Source organism: Mucilaginibacter inviolabilis (genome assembly GCF_011089895.1).
In the GTDB taxonomy this organism is placed as follows: Bacteria; Bacteroidota; Bacteroidia; order Sphingobacteriales; family Sphingobacteriaceae; genus Mucilaginibacter; species Mucilaginibacter inviolabilis.
This window is the reverse complement of the sequence record NZ_JAANAT010000001.1, coordinates 1,158,365-1,177,192: the sequence shown is the minus strand read 5'-3', so window position 1 is coordinate 1,177,192 and position 18,828 is coordinate 1,158,365. Positions and strand designations below refer to the sequence as shown.

Below are 18,828 nucleotides of genomic sequence, written 5' to 3'. Positions count from 1 at the left end.
ATAGGTTTATTTATAATCATGTAAATTATAAAATTTATGAGAATAAATAATTTAAACGGAAACTTATTTTATGAAATTATAGTATCATAACGCCTGGTTTATTCAAAACCGGGAGTTTGATAAAGTTCATTTCAACGATGCTTTCAGGCAAAAAAATGAACTTTTTATCGTAGATATTTTTTCCGATATAATAACTAAGCCAATATTCGTTATTAAGACCAAACGTTTGCTCATCAATCGGTTCAATAAGCTTAAATGCCTGGCCCGGAACTTCGGGAAACATGTGTCTCAAGGTTGAAGTTTTTACCTGTACACCATCTTTTTCACCATAACCTTTAGATGTAACCAGTACATTTTCTATAGGTTCATTTTTTAGATTGATGAGGTATACATACCAAATCTTGCTTTCGATATTTTCACCCTCTAATGCAACTGCTACTGCTATATCCTGTACGTTATTTTCGGGAAGATCTTTTATCATGTTTTTTTGATTGGGTGAATAGTTGATTAAGTGGGCGATTAAATAGCTGATAGAACAACTATTTACTCAATCAACCTAATAAACCATTCACTGGAAATCATTTCTTCTTTGCTACAGCTTTTTTCTTTGCCGGTGCTTTGGCTGCGGGTTTTGCTGAAGCAGCTTTACCAAACCGTCCTTTTTTAGCATCCTTTGGCATAGCATCAGCCAAGGCCTTACACTCTTCATAAGTAAGGGTCAAAGGATCTTTATCTTTAGGGATCTTTACATTTAATTTACCAAATTCGATATAAGGTCCCCAGCGACCATTTAATACTTTAACCTCCGGATCTTCGTCAAAAGATTTGATCAATTTTTCGGCGTCTTTTTTACGTTTAGCATTGATCAATTCGATTGCCTGCTCCTCAGTGACATCTAGCGGATCAATTTCTTTTGGTAAAGAAACAAACGCGCTGTTATGGCTAATGTATGGCCCGAAACGGCCAATAGCCACCTTCATTACCTTACCTTCGTACTCTCCAACAACCTTTGGTAGTTTAAAAAGCTCTAAAGCTTCTTCAAGACTGATTGTTTCTATGCTCTGCCCATTTCTTAAACTCGCGTAAAGCGGTTTTTCTTCATTTTCTTCTGTAGCACTGTCGCCTACCTGTACAAACGGGCCGTAACGGCCAATGCGTACCGATATTTTTTTACCATTCTCTGGGTGTACGCCTAGTTCGCGTTCGCCCGTAGCTTTATCAGCAGTTTCTATGGTGCTTTGAACTTCTTTATGGAAAGGATTATAAAAAGCATGGAGCATATCCGTCCATTCTTTTAAACCTTGCGCTATCTCGTCAAATTGTTTTTCAACGCTTGCTGTAAAGTTAAAATCGACGATACCGTTAAAATATTGAACCAGGAAATCATTCACTACTGCACCAATATCGGTAGGGAAGAGTTTGCCCCGTTCAGCACCCGTATTTTCGGTTTTGTTTTCCTTAACAATAGCGTTACCTTTTAGAGTCAATACTCTGAAGTTACGTATCTTTCCTTCGCGCTCTTCCTTAACTACATAACCACGGTTTTGTATGGTTGAAATGGTAGGGGCATAGGTTGACGGGCGACCGATACCTAATTCTTCCAGTTTTTTAACCAAACTGGCCTCTGTATAACGTGCAGGCGGGCGAGAGAAACGCTCAGTTGCCGACATTTCCTGTAATGCAAGACGCTGGCCTTTTGTTAAAGGAGGCAGCATAGCATTTTCACCGTCTTGTTGTGTATCTTCTTCTTCATCGTCGGCAGATTCCAGATACACTTTCAGGAACCCATCAAACTTCATTACTTCACCATTGGCCGTCAGTTCTTCTCTACGACTGGAAATGCTGATCTTCGCGGTTGTTTTTTCAAACTGTGCTTCACTCATTTGTGAAGCAATAGCACGTTTCCAGATCAACTCATACAAGCGTTTTTCAGAAGAATCGCCATCAATGGTATGATTAGTAAAATAAGTTGGTCTTATTGCCTCATGCGCTTCCTGGGCACTGGCATTTTTAGTTTTATATTTACGATGCTGATGATATTTTTCTCCATACGCAGAAACAATTTCCTGCTGTGCGGCATTTAACGCGGTTTCTGACAAGTTAACCGAGTCTGTACGCATATAGGTAATGTTACCCGATTCATATAGTTTCTGAGCAACCTGCATAGTACGGGCTACAGAATAACCTAATTTTCTGCTGGCTTCCTGTTGTAATGTGGATGTTGTAAAGGGGGCAGCAGGAGAACGTTTTGCGGGTTTTGTTTCTAATGACCGGATATCAAAATCAGCTCCAATGCAATCGGATAGAAACTTTTCAGCGTCTTCCTGCTTGCTAAAACGCTCAGCAAGCTCAGCTTTGAATGCCTCTTTACCTTTGCCAAATATGGCTACTATTTTAAAAGCGGCTTCCGATTTAAATTTATTGATCTCTCTTTCGCGATCAACAATCAATCTTACTGCTACTGATTGAACCCGACCAGCAGATAAAGATGGTTTTACTTTTTTCCATAAAACAGGGGAGAGTTCAAAACCTACTAATCTATCCAACACGCGGCGGGCTTGTTGGGCATTAACCAGGTTATAGTCAATTTTACGAGGCGTATCAATCGCTTTTAAAATAGCAGGTTTGGTTATCTCGTGAAAAACAATGCGTTTGGTGGTAGCATCTTTTAAACCTAGTGTTTCAAATAAATGCCAGGATATGGCTTCTCCCTCGCGATCCTCGTCCGATGCGAGCCAAACCATTTCGGCTTCCTTAGCTAATTTTTTTAATTCACTGACAACTTGCTTTTTATCGGCTGGCACTTCATATTTCTGGGTGAAATTATTAGCTATATCAATAGCATCTTCAGATTTTACCAGATCACGGATATGGCCGTAACTTGATTTAACCGTAAAGTCTTTCCCAAGATATCCTTCGATGGTTTTGGCTTTCGCCGGAGATTCAACTATAAGTAGGTTTTTGGCCATTTAAGCAGTTATTTTTTTGCAAATAAAACATAAAGAAAGTGAAACGCAAATTTGTTTTAGGAAAAGCCCCGAAGCTTTTACGGCCAAACTGATAAATAGTTGGAATGCAGGATTATTATTAAAGCAACGTTTTACGATGTTTTGATAATAAAAATTACAGATAACAGTTTATCGCCAGCTTACGACAAAGGAGGATCTACATCAGGAAACCACCACCAAGAAGGTCATTCCCTTCATAAAATACAGCCGACTGGCCTGGTGCTATGCCAGATACATTATGATGAAAATCAACTTTCATATGTTCGCCCATTTGTACAATGCTGCTTTGCGTACCGGCATCCTTGTAGCGTATCTTAGTAATAGCTTCTATAGGTTCATTAATATTGGCATATTTAACCAGATTAAGGTTTTTAACCCAGGCTTGTTTGCGTTCCAATTCATCAGCTGTACCTAAAACAACGGTATTGGTGTGCGGGTCTATGGCGGTAACAAACATAGGGTGCCCTAATGCTACGCCCAAACCCTTACGCTGCCCTATGGTGTAAAACGGATATCCCTGGTGCTTGCCTACTATGGTGCCGTTGGTAAGCGTAAAGTTACCCGGACCTATACGATCATCCAGATCTTCAACTTTGTGTCTTAAAAAGGCTCTATAGTCGTTATCTGGCACAAAGCATATTTCATAGCTTTCACTTTTCCCGGCAAGTTCCATTTGTCCCATATCCATAGCCATTTGCCTGATCTCTGGTTTAGAGAAACTACCTAAAGGGAATTTTGTGCGGGCAAGATTTTGCTGAGATACGCCCCACAATACATAAGACTGATCTTTGTTTTCGTCTTTTCCCTTTGATATCACATAACGCCCGTTATCCTGCAACCGGATATTAGCATAGTGCCCTGTTGCAATAAATTCACAATCGAGTTTATCAGCGCGCTTTAAAAGGGCATCCCATTTAATATGGGTATTACATAATACACATGGATTGGGAGTACGGCCAGCCAGATACTCGTCTACAAAATTGTCGATCACAAAATCACCAAATTCGTTTCTGATATCTAATATGTAGTGTGGAAAGCCATAACCTACAGCTAAAGCACGGGCATCATTAATACTATCCAGACTACAGCAGCCCGTTTCTTTTGAACTACCACCGGATGAGGCATAGTCCCAGGTTTTCATGGTAAGACCAATAACTTCATAGCCCTGCTCATGCAGCATTACTGCCGCTACCGAACTATCAACACCACCACTCATTGCCACTAAGATCCTACCGTGCTTACTCATAATTTTGCAAAGATACCTTTTTGATTCTGATGTTGATAGGTTATTAGGTCAGCCGAGAGTAAAATGGAAAGCAAATATAAAATTCGAAATTAATTATTAATTAATATAATATTGATAATCAAATGCTTAAATTAATAATATTAAACTTTTCTTTATTTAGAAGATATCATCCTAATCAACATAGAAACTTTTTATTTAAAGAATATTTACAACTAAAATACTCTTTAATATTCTTGTATGTTAAAAACACAAAAAAACACATAGTTCAAAAATTATCTAAAAAATGCAGATAAATTAATCATGAAGCATAAAATTTATCATTCTGACTATGTTTAGTCTCTAAATAAATTTTAACAGGGCAAGCGTTTTTTTGCGATTATTTTAATGAATAAATGTGCAGCTGACCATTGTAAAAAGCATGTAAGTTTTTTGTTAAAAAAAATGCAAAAGTGTATTGTGCTCTTGTAACATCCCGTTTACATTTTAAATTTGCTATACCCTAATTAATTTAAAATGATAAGCCAGTTAACATTAGAGCAAAAACTGCAAGGAGTGATTTTAGTGATTATTTGTTTTGTTGCTATAGCAAATTACCTGATTAAATAAACTACACAGACCGGACAGTGAGGAAAAATTTAAGGTGCTTTTTCAAGCACCTTTTTTTTGCGACAAAGTGTAGGTATTAGGTTTATAATTATGGATTTCGGGTTTGACCATCGCCTTTAACTAACCATTTATAGCTGGTTAATTCCTCAAGCCCCATAGGGCCGCGGGCGTGGAGTTTTTGTGTACTGATGCCTATTTCGGCGCCTAGCCCAAACTGGGCTCCATCAGTAAATGCGGTTGAGACATTAGCATATACTGCAGCTGCATCTACATTATTTAAAAATGTAGCTATATGATCGGCATCTTCGCTAATAATAGCCTCACTATGTTTTGACCCATTTACAGCAATATGTTCAAGCGCCTGGTTCAAATTAGCTACCGTTTTAATAGCCATTTTCATAGATAAGAACTCGGTACCAAAATGCTCCGGAATTGCTTTATTCAGCAGATCATCGGGGTAGTTACCCTTTAATACCTCATGGGCAGTTTCGTCGGCAAATAATTCTACCTGTTTCTGTTTTAATAAATGTGTAAGCCTTGGCAAATCAGCAATACGTGATGCGTGAATAATCAAACAATCGAGCGCATTACACACACTTACCCGGCGTGTTTTGGCATTGGCGATAATTCCTGCACCTTTCTCCAGATCACCTGACTCATCAAAATAAGTATGAACAATACCAGCCCCGGTTTCAATTACGGGTACTTTACTATTATCCCTAACAAAATTAATTAACGACTGACTTCCTCGCGGGATCAGCACATCTACAAAGCCAACAGCATTTAATAAAGCAGCGGTAGCTTCACGATCAGCAGGCAGCAAGGTCACAATATCAGTATCCAAATGATGCTTACGCAATACTTTATATATGATCGAAATAATTGCCCGATTGGAAAAGTCGGCATCGCTGCTTCCTTTTAAAATACTGACGTTCCCTGTTTTAAAGCAAAGCGCAAATACATCAAAAGTAACATTAGGCCGGGCTTCGTAAATAACCCCAACAACCCCCAATGGAACCCTAACCTTTGTGATGGATAAGCCATTTGGCATATTAGTTTTGGAAAGCTGTTTACCCAATGGGCTATCTAAAAGCGCCACATTTACCATATCGCCGGCTATGGCTTCAATACGGGCAGCAGTAAGCTTCAACCGGTCATACTTAGGATCTGTGTTGTCCATCCGGTCAAGATCCTTCTGATTTTCAGTTAGTAGGTAACCTGTTTGAGCAATAGCTTCAGCCGCCACATCCTGCAACACCTGATTGATCAGAGCAGGGGCAAGAGTGGGTTTTCTGCCTGCAACAAGCGCATTTTGAAAATAATTATCGTATACTGTTGCCATTAACTCTGTAAATAAAGATAATCGTAATGTACCAAAGGCTTTTGGTTTTTAAGCCCAACTCGTTCCCTGGCCTTATCTGCTCCATACTCCGCTATACCCAAACCCAACTGTTTATTTTTCTCATCAACCAGCTTAATGATATCTCCCTTTTTAAAATCAGTTAATACATTAGTAATTCCAACAGGTAATAAACTGGTGGCTTTGCTGGATGTAAGCGCGACCTTGGCACCGTCATTAACCTGTACTACACCTGTAGCCGACTTTTCGGAATGCGCTATCCATTTCTTTTTACCAGATGCTTTTTTTGTAGGAATAAAGCGGGTATGTATTACTTTATTTTCCAGCACATCGGTTAAAACATTATCACGGGAACCGTTAGCAATATGTACCGCAATGCCTAATTGCGCTGTTTTTTGAGACATGGTTGATTTAGTGATCATACCGCCACGGCCAAACTGCGAACGTCCAGAGGAAACAAACTCAGAGAAATCAACCACAGCGCCGTTAACTTGTTCAATTACAGCCGATCCCGGCGAATTTGGATTGCCATTATAAATACCATCTACATTAGTTAGCACAATAAGTGCCTCCGCATTCAGCATGGAAGCTATAAGACCGGCAAGCTCATCATTGTCTGTAAACATGAGTTCTGTTACCGATACTACATCATTTTCGTTCACAACAGGTATAACCTGGTGCTGTAATAAAAGCTCCAGGCAGTTTTTCATATTCAGATAGTGCATCCTATCCCTGAAATCCTCTTTAGTGACCAACACTTGCGAGCAAAGGATATCAAAGCGCTCAAAAAGACTGGAATACGTATTGATCAGCTTTACCTGACCTATGGAGGCCAATAACTGCCTCGCGGCGATGGCATCATATTTTTCGGAAATAGTGATCAGGCTACGACCAGAAGCTACTGCTCCCGATGATACCAGGATAACTTCTTTACCCTGTTTTTTGATCGCCGCTATCTGCTCAACCAGGTGTTCTATACGCTGCAGGTTGGGTAAGCCATTTTCCTGCGTAAAAACGTTAGAGCCTATTTTGATAATGATGCGTTGATAGTTGAAGGCCATTTCCTGCTGATCGTATTTTGATCCAAAAATAATATTTTTTGATTGATATTGACTCACTTTAACATACAATAAGTCTATTTTTAGTTAAAATTTACCATTTTTATATAATTTACAGATGTTTTAAGCCATTTAATTTCAATTTATGTTAATTTACGATCTAAAATTATCAATATACAATCTACTTGTATTAAATAATGGCTTAAATAACTATGATTAATGCTAAATTTAGTCAATTATTACTAATTAAAATGTGGCCAAAAGGAGGGAGGAGTAGGGTCTCAAAGAGTTGCTTTGGTTAAAAATACTTTATCGGGACCCTTATCCGAAAAACTTTTTAAACCTTAAATTTTAACACTTTTTCAGTCAAAATCAGGGGAAAATGGGGTGCTTTTTGGCTATTTTAACAAAGCTTTAACGCCATTTTAACACTTTTTAACAAATTTTTGAAGTGTTTTGAAAGGTTTAAAAAGTATCAGATTATAGTACCTGATTAAGCACGCCAAAAAATTAAAATCAAAAAAGATTTGTTAAAGTCATTTTTTTTCTATTTTTGTCGACTAATTCTATAGACAATGTATCATTATTATAAAATTACTTTAATGCCCCTTGTAAATATGCAGTACTCTGCTGCCTGTTGTTGATGCTTTTGACCCCTACATCTATCAAAACATTAATCAACCCAAATTTAGTTTTCCACCAACACCAACCTTACTACATGAAAATTTTTACTCATTCTTTAAAACTCATTGTACTTTTGCTTTTACTTGCGCCGGCCGTCGGTTTTGCGCAACTTAACGGCTCTTATATTTTAAGCGGGCAAGTAGGCGACGAACATGGCAAGCCCTTAGTAGGTACCACCGTTAGCATAAAAGGCACGACCAATAAAACCGCTACAGACAGTACCGGTAAATTCTCTTTAACCACAAGCGCTAAATTACCGTATACACTGGTTTTTACCGCGGTAGGATTTCAACCGCAGGAGTTTTATATTAAAAATGCTAATAGCGCTTTAAATATCCAGCTAACTTCACAATCTTTATTAATCAATGAGGTGGTGGTTACCGCGTCGCGTAAGGAAGAAAAGTTGCTACGTTCGCCGGTGGCCATCGAGAAACTGAGCATCAACGCGCTGAAACAGTCCCCGGGCCCCAGTTTTTATGATGCGCTGGAGAACGTGAAAGGTGTACAGATGACCACCACCAGTATCACCCTTAAAGTACCCAATACCCGTGGTTTTAACAGCCCCAACAATTTTAGGTTTATGCAACTGGTTGACGGGGTTGATATGCAGTCGGCTACTTTAGGTGTACCACTGGGTAACGCCATTGGCCCAACCGAGTTAGATATTGCCAGCATTGAGATTACACCAGGCGCGGCAGCAGCTTTGTATGGTACCAATGCCATCAACGGTTTATCTAACCTTTTTACCAAAGATCCTTTTAAATACCAGGGCCTTAGTTTCTACCATCGCCAGGCTATAAACCATGTGGGTAACGACCCTCTGGGCACAAGCTCATTAACCGAGGATGCTTTAAGATTTGCTAAAGCTTTTAACGATAAATTCGCCTTCAAAGTAAACTTTAGCTATTTACAGGGCACCGACTGGCAATCAAATACTCAGAAAGACCAAAACCCAGGCTACCTTAAAACGGCTAACCCTGCTTACCCGGAACTGACGGGAACCAGCAACGCGGCTTATGACGGCTGGAACAAATATGGCGACGATGCGCTTGCGGGTAGCAATACCGTGGTTATTAAAGGTATCAGCGTTAATGGTGTTGCCCGTCCAAATCTTACCGTGGCGCGTACTGGTTATAATGAGGTTGATCTGGTTGATCCGCACGTGACCAACCTGAAACTGGATGGTACTTTATCTTACAAAATAACACCAAACACCATATTGTCATACACCTACCGCTATGGACGCATGGATGGCGTTTTTCAACGTGGTAACAAAATTTCTTTAGACGGAGCTACTGTACAGAACCATAAAGTGGAATTAAAAGGCAAAGAGTTCCTGGTTCGCGCATATGAATCCATAGAAAATACCGGTAATTCATTCAACGTAAAACCGTTGGCTGATAACCTCGATCTGAATCATGCCAGTAACTCAGCCTGGGCTACTTTATACGGAAACGCCCTTAAATCATATAATGGCGGTGTTTTAACATCAGCCAACCTGGCCGCTGCTGAGCAATTTGCAAGAGCCGCTGCTGATAAGGGCAGGGTAGAACCCGGAACACAGGCCTTTAACGATCTGCGTAAAACCATTATCGGTATTAATAACTGGGATATCAAATCGAGCCTGATCCCGAATGCGCCTGTAACCGGTGGTGCCGCACTGATACAAAAAAGCCATATGTATAATGCCGAGGCACAATGGGACCTGAGCAGCCGTGTAAAAGTGGTTGACCTGCTGGCTGGCGCTGATGTGCGTGTATATTCTATCATTCCTGACGGAAATAACTTTGTGGACTTTAGCCGTCCGATTGCTGATCGTAACACACCTTTGCCCAACGGAAGCTTTGGCAAAGATGTGATCTACAAAAAGTACGGCGCCTTTACCCAGGTAACCAAAACCTTTTTTGATGAAAAGCTGAAATTATTTGGATCTATCCGTTGGGATTATAATCCTTACTTCGACCCTAAATTCACGCCGCGTTTAGCAGCTGTTTATACCGTGAACGAGAACCATAACTTCAGGTTTACTTTTCAGAACGGTTACCGTTTCCCATCGTTGTTTGAGGCTTTATCCTATGTGAACAATGGTCGTGTGAAACGTGTGGGTAGTTTGCCATTTATTAATGATGGTTTGGGTTATTTAGGCAATAGCTATACGCAAACATCGGTAACTAACTTTAATGCAGCTGTAAATGCGGCGCCGGGTGGTAGTACCGATGCCAATGCATTAGCCAACAGAAAGCTGCTGCAAGTGGCCGATCTGCCGCCTGCCCGCCCTGAACAAATCACCTCGTACGAAGTGGGCTATAAAGGTATTATTGCGGATAACAAAGTATTTATCGACATAGATGCCTATACCAACCGCTACAATGGCTTTTTAGGCCAGGTACAGGTATTTGTACCCAATGGAACTACTGTGGGTACAGACGCAGCCGTGTTATCCATGCTGGACATTAACCGCGACCCGACTACCGCAACTTCAACCAATGCGGCCAGCCAGGGCCAAAGCAGGTACCGTGTATATACCAATGCCAAGAACATCTATAATAATTATGGTTCATCGGCTGGTATCACTTATAACTTTTATAAAAGATACACCATATCGGGCAACGTAAGCTTTAACAAGCTGAAAGCCCAATCGGCCTCTGATATTTTTGTAACCGGCTTTAACACACCAGAGTGGTCGGGCAACGTATCATTTGGTAACCGCGAAGTGGTTAAAAACTTTGGTTTCAACGTAGTGTACAAGTGGCAGGAATCATTCCTGTGGGAAAGCCCACTGGTTACCGGTACTGTGCCTGCTATTGGTACTGTTGATGCCCAGGTTACCTACCGCGTACCGGTATACTACGCTACCTTTAAATTGGGCGCAACCGATATTTTTAACAAACGGTACTATCAATATGCCGGCGGCCCAACCATTGGTGGTCTGTACTATGTATCGGTTACGTTAGATGGCCTGTTGAGCGGACAGCAACCTAAATAAGCACTTTTTTAATACGTTTTTTTATAGTTTTTAAGGCGGATGGGCAGCGATGCCCATTCGCTTTTTTTGTGGTGGGGGATGTAGAATGGGCAATTTTAATTAAATTACAGCCATATCATTTCTGAATTGTAATTATGAAAGCTAAATTTCGGTTAATAATCATTTTAATGTTGTTGCATGCGGTTATCACTGGATGTTCCGACCCGAAATTGGAGGATAAGCAAAGGGAGATCCAGGCGCGAAAGATAGCTAACCGGTTGGACAGTAATTCAATAAAAGTTTTTAGAGAATGGAACTATTTTCAAAGGGGTGAAGCGGGAATCTGGAGCAGAATATCAAACGATAGCGTTTATTATAATTGTCTTTACCGGACAGATAAGGATACCGTGAAGCTAAATATATATATCGGTGAACCCAATAAATTTGAGAAAGACTTTCCTACAAATTATATACTAGATATAACAAAGTACCAGAGGTTCAATATTTCAAAATATGATCAAACAATTCGGATCATCGGGGTTGACAACGTTGGGCGCGGCCATTTGTTGACCGACAGTTTGAGATTTAAGGATGTGTTTAAATCGGCAAATCTGTTTGATAAACTTGGAGCGCTAAATAAGCTCAGGGATAGTCTTGGTTTTTATAAAGTAACTTATATAAAAAGACTGGGCAATTTTATTGAATTTTCTTTATCGGCAAGGTATATTTTGACCTATTTGCCGGATGATCTTAATTTGGATCCCCAGGTGAAAAATATCTGGTTGAGCGAATTTGCAACCGGTAAAATGATCCAGAAATACTGGAATTTGCGAAAACTCAGGGTGCAGGGAGAGAATTAAATTGTAAGGTTAGTTCAGCTGAAAGCTGAGATCATGATTACCACGGGCTGGAAGCCCGCGGCAGCAGATGGAACGAGGAGAAATCTTCTGCTTCATACATGGAAAGCATTGCTTGGTTAAACTATCTATTGTAAAAGATTTCTCCTCGTTCCTCGTTCGAAATGACAACATGTAGAATTATTAAAAAACATGTCATTGCGAGCGATAGCGTGGCAATCTCCTCGTTCGGGTATTGAACTCGATGAGATTGCTTCGTCGTTCCTCCTCGCAATGACATAGTGGGAGAATATGGGGTGGACAACTCTAAAACAAAAAAGCCGGATGATCTGATGATCATACCGGCTTTGGGTGTATAATTATTAAAAAACGTCTTTGTTTAATGTTGCTTTACTTCGTGCAGGCCGCATTCTTTTTTGGATTGATCTTCCCACCACCAGCGACCGGCGCGAAAATCCTCGCCTTCGGCAACAGCACGTGTGCAAGGCATACAGCCAATGCTCGGGAAGCCTTTATCGTGCAATGAGTTGTAAGGGATATTGTATTGTTTGATATAGTCTTTTACATCATCCAATGTCCAGCTGAAAATAGGGTGGAACTTGGCTAGCTGGTTTTGTTCATCCCATTCTACATTTTCCATGTCCAGACGATTGGCTGATTGATCGGCACGGATACCGGTGATCCATAGTTTATTACCTTTCAGCGCGCGTTTTAAGGGCTCAATCTTCCGGATGCCGCAGCACTCTTTACGGTTCTCTACAGACTCATAAAAGCTGTTAGGGCCCTTTTTATTCACCATTTCTTCCAGCAGGTCACGATCGGGATAATAGGCGTGGATAGCTTGCTTATACCTGTCCATAGTGCTGCTCCAAACCGAGTAGGTTTCACGAAAAAGGCGACCTGTTTCCAAGGTAAAAACTTTGATAGGCAAATTATTGGCAAATATCATGTGACTGATAGCCTGATCTTCCCATCCAAAACTGGTGGAGAATACAATTTCGCCGGGAAACAGCTCGGCCAGCTCACGCAGGGCGTCAACCGGGTCAAGGCCTGCAATTACTTTTTGTATATGTTTTACTACTTCGCTCATGTTACAAAACTTTTGTAATAAAGGCAATTATCGATTTGATACTCACCAGTATTACGATAATTCCGACAGAAACCATAATGGTTTTTGTGGATATTTTATTGGAGATGCGGGCCGCGATAGGCGATGCCAGTGCGCTGCCCAATATTAAACCGGCTACTGCAGGCCAGTGATCGCTGCTCACCATACTGATAAAGGTAAGCGAGCCCATGATGGCCACAAAGAACCTGGATAATTTTACCGTACCTAATGAAAACCGCGGACTACGGCCACCGGCTATCAGGGTTGACAGTACGATAGATCCCCAGCCGCCGCCGCCAACAGCATCAATAAAGCCGCCACCTAAACCAAGCAGCGAAATACGTTTAACTTTATCGGCCGATTTTTTACGCTTGATATTAAACGCCTTGGACAGGATAACCAGTCCAAGTATTAATGTATATAAAGACACTACCGGCTTGGTATACTGACTGTAATGTTCTAATGATGATAGCAGGTAAGCACCGGTAACAGCGCCGATAATACCCGGTATCACCAATAGTTTAAATAACTTCCAGTTGATATTACCCATGCGATAGTGCATCCAACCGGCGATACCGCAGCTCATGATCTCTGACAGGTGGACACCCATACTGGCTGATGCCGGCGGGATACCCATGGACAGGGAGAAGGTGGTAGAGGTAACACCGTATGACATACCGATTGCCCCATCAACCAGTGCAAACAGGAAACCAGCCCCTAAAAAGTAATAGAATTGCGGTGGTACACCTTCTACAAATGACTTAAACTGAGGCTCCCTGTAATATAATGCCGCAATAACTATAGCCAGCGAAATAATAATGGTTGACCAGATAAGCCAGATAAAATTCTTCTTGATAGTTATTTTTGGCTCAACCAGTACCGAGGTTACTTTATTTAAAGTTTTAACCTTGTCGGCAAAATCGCCGGTGAGGGTATTGCGCAGTTCGCTCATTTGCTGCAGGGTAGTATCCAGCTCGTCAGGAATGCTTTCGTTAAGCACCTCTTTTAAACGTTTGGCTATGGTTGGCGATTTACCATTGGTAGATATCGCCAGTTTAAGATCACCTTTTTGAACGATGGATGCTAAGTAAAAATCGCAAAGCTCCGGTTTATCAGCCACATTGATCAGTAACTTACGATCATGCGCGGCCTGGCGGATATATTTGTTCAGGTCGCTGTCGTTGGTGGCTGCTATCACTACTTCGGCATCGTTCAGGTCATCATCGGTAAATGATTTCTGGATGATGGTTAAACCATCGTATCGGGCGGCCAGTTCATGTATCTCCGGCAAAAACTCACGGGATATCACGGTTACTTTGGCCTGTGTACTATTGCTTAAAATAGCGGTGAGTTTTTCCAAACCAACATGGCCTCCACCTACCAGTACGGTATGCAGGTCGTTCAGTTTTAAAAACACGGGAAACAATTGATTGCCCCCTGTATCCTGATTCTGGACCTTGGTTATGCTGCTATCTTTGGGCAATAATGACATGTTTACTATCCTTTAACAATTTTATTATTGTACCAAAGCCTCTCTTTTTGCTTTACTTTTTTCTAAAAACGCGGTTGCCTGTGCTAAATAAGCAGTAGCAAATTCCTGAGAAGGCTCATGCTGGTTGATCTGTAAAACCAGATCGTTAAAGCTGCCTTCGATATCAAATTCGCCTTTTTCTACATAATTGGCATCAAACTCACGGATAACTGCCGCTTGTGTACTGGTGTTGATGCTTTTATCCAGCAATAACGCTTTTGCAGAGCTTAGCAGTGTATTATATGCATGATATATAGCATCAGACCATGCACCGGCCTGGAATGATTGATTGGCCCAACCCAGTTTTTCTTCCGACTCATAAAGCAGGGTAGCTACCAGGTCAATGATCACACCGGCACATTCGCCAACGCCAATGGCGGTAACAAAAGTTTCCTGATGCCCCCAGTCAACAAATTCGTCATCAGTAAGGTTAGTGAGATCGGCCAATGGTTTCAGCAGGCGATAAAAATAGTCTTTACCCTGTCTGTCGTAATAATCGTTGTACAATTCGCCTTCTGTTGAGAGGGCTTTATAATCGTCAAGCAGGGTGCGTAAAACATCGGTTGCTCTTTTTGAAGGCACTTTGATCACCCTATCAGCAGCACGACCAATGCCATCACCAACAGTACCGCCGCCCAGCATCACCTGTACAGACGGTAATACTTTGGTACCGGCCTTAAGTGAACTGCCATGAAAACCAATATGTGCCAAACCATGCTGACCGCAGGAGTTCATACAGCCGCTTATTTTTATCTTGATATCGCGGTTATAAATAAAATCTTCATATTCGTTATAGATCAGGTCTTCCAGTACCCGGGCCATGGTCATGCTGTTGGAGATACCCAGGTTACAGGTGTCAGTACCAGGACACGTGGTCACGTCGGCTACACTATCAAACCCCGGAGCGGCCAGTTCCAACTTAGCCAAACCTTCGTACAGGGCTGGTAATGCTTCTTTACGGGCAAATTTCAACAGTAAGCCCTGATTTTGGGTAACACGGATTTCATCGGCAACCAATGGCTGTAAAACTTTTACCAGTTCACGGGCGGTATCTGAGGAGATATCACCAACCGGAACTTTGATGTATACGCCATAAAAGCCTTTTTGCTTTTGCTCAAATACGTTGGTAGCCAGCCATTGCTCATAGCGGAACGGATTGCTGATGCTTACCTCGGCAAAAGCGGTTTCTTCCGGAACGGCTGGTTGCAGAACCGCATCACGGTTAATGGGGTAACTTTTTACTTTGATAGCTGTTCTTTCAATAGCAGCCAGGCGCAGTACCTCTTCCAATCCCAATTTCTGGATCAGGTATTTCAAACGGGCTTTGTTACGGTTATTGCGTTCGCCATAACGATCAAACACCCGGATGATGGCCTCGATATAAGGGATCAACTGATCCTCGGGTAAAAACTCTTCTACGATGTTGGCCAGAATAGGCTGCGCGCCTAAGCCACCGCCTAAAAGTACTTTAAAGCCGCGCTCACCAGTGTTTTTGAGCTTCGGGATAACACCGATATCATGGATGTAAGAAAATGCGGTGTCAGCATCACTTGATGAAAAGGAAATTTTGAACTTACGACCCATTTCCTGGCAAACCGGGTTGCGCAAAAAATACTCGAATGTAGCATGGGCATAAGGAGACACATCAAATGGCTCCTGCGGATCGATACCTGAGGCAGGGGAGGCGGTAACGTTTCTCACGGTATTACCACAAGCTTCGCGCAGGGTGATATCATCCTGCTCCAGTTTGGCCCAAAGTTCAGGCGTTCGCTCCAAACTTACGTAATGGATCTGGATATCCTGACGCGTGGTCAGGTGCAGGTTACGGCTTCCGTACTCGTCAGATATCTCGGCAATACGCAACAGCTGTTTGAAAGTGACTTTACCAAATGGCAGCTTGATACGCACCATTTGCACACCAGGCTGGCGCTGCCCATAAATACCACGAGCCAGACGTAAGCTCCTGAACTTTTCGTCGTGAATTTTACCTTCACGAAAGGCCCTGATCTTTTTTTCAAGATCAATAATATCTTTCTCAACTATTGGGTTCTCCAGTTCCGTTCTGAAGCTCTGCATATCTTATCGTTTTATCAATTATAAAAAAGCCTCTTTGGCTTAGGCTAAAGAGGCGTATATGGTTAATACAAAAATTATAGCCTGGCCTTATTGTCTCTCACGCAATAACACATCAGATTTTTGTAGTAAATATTCCTGTTGAGGGTATTCATTCCCCAAATATATACATACTATACGGAAATGGTAGAATTTAATTGAAAAAAGTTGCCTTTTTACAGTTTGGTGAGATTTTTTAGGTGTGGATAAGCGTCTGTTCGCGAGATATGATATCGGCTATGCTGGTCTCACTTAATATTTTTAATGTAGCATCGCGCACATCAACAAATACATCGCGGATACCGCAGGTAGTTTCCTGGTGGCATTCATCACATTTGTGATAAAAATTAAGACTGGCGCAAGGAACCATGGCAATAGGACCGTCGGTAATACGCATAATGCTTACCAGGAATATCTCCTTGGGATCGCGGTTCAGGCTATAGCCACCACCTGCACCTTTTTTACTGTACAGGAAACCGGCATTCCGCAGATCGAGCAGTATTTGCTCCAGGAATTTTTTGGGGATGCGTTCAGCCTCGGCGATCTTTGAAATCTGCATTGGCGGTTGATCTCTGTTCTTGCCCAGGATCACCAATGCCTTAATTGCGTATTTAGTTTTTTTGGATAGCATTTTCTAAAATAAAACTAACAAAGGTAAATAACAATTTTGTTAATTATAAATAAAAATATCCAGTAATACTATAGAGTACAAGTGTACTATCTATTTACCTGTTATCGGAGTGTCCTAAACTTTTATCGGGATTCACCTGGTCACGTACCAATTGCTTTAACTCTTTGATCTCCGGGAAGCGCCCTTGTTCTTTTCTGTCGAACAGTACGGTGTCATTTACGCTGATGGTATATTTGCCACTTGTTTCGCTGGGCTGCAGGGTTACCCCATACACATCATCTGTAAAGGTGGTGAGAAGTTCCTGTGCCATATAAGCGGCGCGCATCATCCAGTTACATTTGGGGCAGTATTCAATGGTGATGGTTGGTTTCATTTGGTTTATTGTTTTCAGATGGCTGTATCAGATCCCATAAATTACCGTAAAGATCTTCAAAAACGGCAACTATACCGTAATCTTCTGTAACTGGCGGTCGCACAAAGTTAACCCCCTTAGTGGTCATCGCCTCATGATCGCGCCAGAAATCGTCGGTATATAAAAACAGGAATACGCGCTTGCCCGATTGATTGCCAATGGCCTGTTTCTGTTCATCACCTACAGCCTTAGCCAACAGGATAGCACATTGGGCATCTTTATCGGGCGCTATTAAAACCCATCTTTTTGTTTCGCTTAAAACGGTGTCCTCTATCAATACAAAGCCAAGCTTTTGCGTATAAAAAGCAATGGCCTCATCATAATCGGCCACTACTAAGGTAATATGGGCAATATGTCTTTTCATTTTTGAGGCACCAGGAATCTTTCTTCGGTATGGGTGCTTAATACATTTAATGTATCACCAACGGTAAGGATGCCTGTATTTTCATGAATTAAATTTTGCCCAAATAGTATCTTCTTGTCCCTCAATCGGTATTGCGCCAATGTTTTTAATGGTTCTTTAGCCTTAACAGCTGTTTGCTGATCGATGGTCGTGAGCACACAGCGTGCACAAAGTTTGGTCCCATAAAAATCAATACCGGCTATTTGTATATGGTTCATCAGATCCTCATCAAAAGCATCTCCGCCCGTAAAAACAATATTGGGTCTGAACCGGTTCATGGGCAATGGTTCGGTCATGCGGTTATTCAGGTCATCGAGCGAAGCCTGGCCGATCAATAAAAAGGGATAAGCATCAGCAAAAGAGGTGATCATGCCTTCAGGTGCATACTGCCGGTCAACCTGACGATGGGTATCTTCGGGCATATAAATCAACCGGCATTTTATACCCAATGCTGCGCTAAACCAGTTGTCCAGTTCCTGATCAACAAATACACCTGCACAGGTATCATCCCAGATAGCTACTTCTTGTTTACTTTGATCATGCTGTTCAAATGGTATCAATACTGATCCATTCAGATAATGGGTGACTAACAATCCATCATTTTCAATCTGCACCTTTAACAAAGCCATTTGAGGATATTCCCGCTGGGTAAGGAAACGATTTTGTTCATCAACAAGCATCCAGCGCCTGTCGTATTTCAAACCGCGATCGGTAACCTCAGCATACGGTAATGATATACCGCCTAAGGATTTTATGGGATAAATATTTATTTCACTTACAGTAAGCATGGGCAACAGGATAGAGAAGGTAAAAATAGGAAAACTGGAGTTGTTTTGTCCGGTGATTT

The 18,828-nt window shown here is 41.5% G+C and carries 14 protein-coding genes; 2 read left to right on the top strand and 12 right to left on the bottom strand.

Features of this window, described 5'->3' with window-relative positions:
* Nucleotides 1-76: 76 nt before the first annotated feature.
* The 5 genes from G7092_RS04700 to proB form a co-directional block, all read right to left on the bottom strand.
* Nucleotides 77-481 (bottom strand): hypothetical protein, encoded by a 405-nt coding sequence (locus G7092_RS04700; RefSeq protein WP_166086697.1) that lies wholly within the window; start codon nt 479-481, stop codon nt 77-79.
* A gap of 97 nt (nt 482-578) precedes the next feature.
* Nucleotides 579-2,969 (bottom strand): type I DNA topoisomerase, encoded by a 2,391-nt coding sequence (gene topA / locus G7092_RS04695; RefSeq protein WP_166086695.1) that lies wholly within the window; start codon nt 2,967-2,969, stop codon nt 579-581.
* 196 nt (nt 2,970-3,165) lie between these two features.
* Nucleotides 3,166-4,254 (bottom strand): tRNA 2-thiouridine(34) synthase MnmA, encoded by a 1,089-nt coding sequence (mnmA, locus tag G7092_RS04690; RefSeq protein ID WP_166086693.1) that lies wholly within the window; start codon nt 4,252-4,254, stop codon nt 3,166-3,168.
* Between the two features lie 694 nt (nt 4,255-4,948).
* The gene (locus G7092_RS04685; RefSeq protein ID WP_166086691.1) at nt 4,949-6,202 is read right to left on the bottom strand and encodes a glutamate-5-semialdehyde dehydrogenase; all 1,254 of its coding nucleotides are present in this window, start codon (nt 6,200-6,202) and stop codon (nt 4,949-4,951) included.
* On the bottom strand, nt 6,202-7,350 hold the full coding sequence (proB, locus tag G7092_RS04680) for a glutamate 5-kinase (RefSeq protein WP_235953775.1): 1,149 nt from the start codon (nt 7,348-7,350) through the stop codon (nt 6,202-6,204). Before proB ends, G7092_RS04685 begins: the two co-directional genes overlap by 1 nt.
* 646 nt (nt 7,351-7,996) lie before the next feature.
* Between proB and G7092_RS04675 the strand changes: the two genes are divergently transcribed.
* On the top strand, nt 7,997-10,948 hold the full coding sequence (locus G7092_RS04675; protein ID WP_166086688.1) for a TonB-dependent receptor: 2,952 nt from the start codon (nt 7,997-7,999) through the stop codon (nt 10,946-10,948).
* Nucleotides 10,949-11,082: 134 nt separating this feature from the next.
* Complete coding sequence (locus G7092_RS04670; protein ID WP_166086686.1) at nt 11,083-11,787, top strand: hypothetical protein; 705 nt, start codon at nt 11,083-11,085, stop codon at nt 11,785-11,787.
* A 376-nt stretch (nt 11,788-12,163) separates the two neighbouring features.
* Here the strand turns inward: G7092_RS04670 and G7092_RS04665 are convergent, their stop codons facing one another.
* From G7092_RS04665 to G7092_RS04635, 7 genes are all read right to left on the bottom strand, one after another.
* Nucleotides 12,164-12,874, bottom strand: coding sequence for a phosphoadenylyl-sulfate reductase (locus tag G7092_RS04665; RefSeq protein ID WP_166086684.1), 711 nt, complete (start codon nt 12,872-12,874; stop codon nt 12,164-12,166).
* A gap of 1 nt (nt 12,875) precedes the next feature.
* Nucleotides 12,876-14,384: a TSUP family transporter gene (locus tag G7092_RS04660; RefSeq protein WP_166086682.1), complete on the bottom strand. Its 1,509-nt coding sequence runs from the start codon at nt 14,382-14,384 to the stop codon at nt 12,876-12,878.
* Between the two features lie 24 nt (nt 14,385-14,408).
* Nucleotides 14,409-16,499 carry a nitrite/sulfite reductase gene (locus G7092_RS04655; RefSeq protein WP_166086680.1) on the bottom strand — a complete coding sequence of 697 codons (2,091 nt, stop codon included), beginning with the start codon at nt 16,497-16,499 and terminating at the stop codon, nt 14,409-14,411.
* 232 nt (nt 16,500-16,731) lie between these two features.
* Nucleotides 16,732-17,166: an RrF2 family transcriptional regulator gene (locus tag G7092_RS04650; protein ID WP_166086678.1), complete on the bottom strand. Its 435-nt coding sequence runs from the start codon at nt 17,164-17,166 to the stop codon at nt 16,732-16,734.
* Nucleotides 17,167-17,260: 94 nt separating this feature from the next.
* Nucleotides 17,261-17,539, bottom strand: a complete 279-nt coding sequence (locus G7092_RS04645; protein ID WP_166086676.1) for an Rdx family protein — start codon at nt 17,537-17,539, stop codon at nt 17,261-17,263.
* Nucleotides 17,517-17,942, bottom strand: coding sequence for a VOC family protein (locus G7092_RS04640; protein ID WP_166086674.1), 426 nt, complete (start codon nt 17,940-17,942; stop codon nt 17,517-17,519). Before G7092_RS04640 ends, G7092_RS04645 begins: the two co-directional genes overlap by 23 nt.
* On the bottom strand, nt 17,939-18,769 hold the full coding sequence (locus G7092_RS04635; RefSeq protein ID WP_166086672.1) for an MOSC domain-containing protein: 831 nt from the start codon (nt 18,767-18,769) through the stop codon (nt 17,939-17,941). Before G7092_RS04635 ends, G7092_RS04640 begins: the two co-directional genes overlap by 4 nt.
* Between the last annotated feature and the right edge of the window lie 59 nt (nt 18,770-18,828).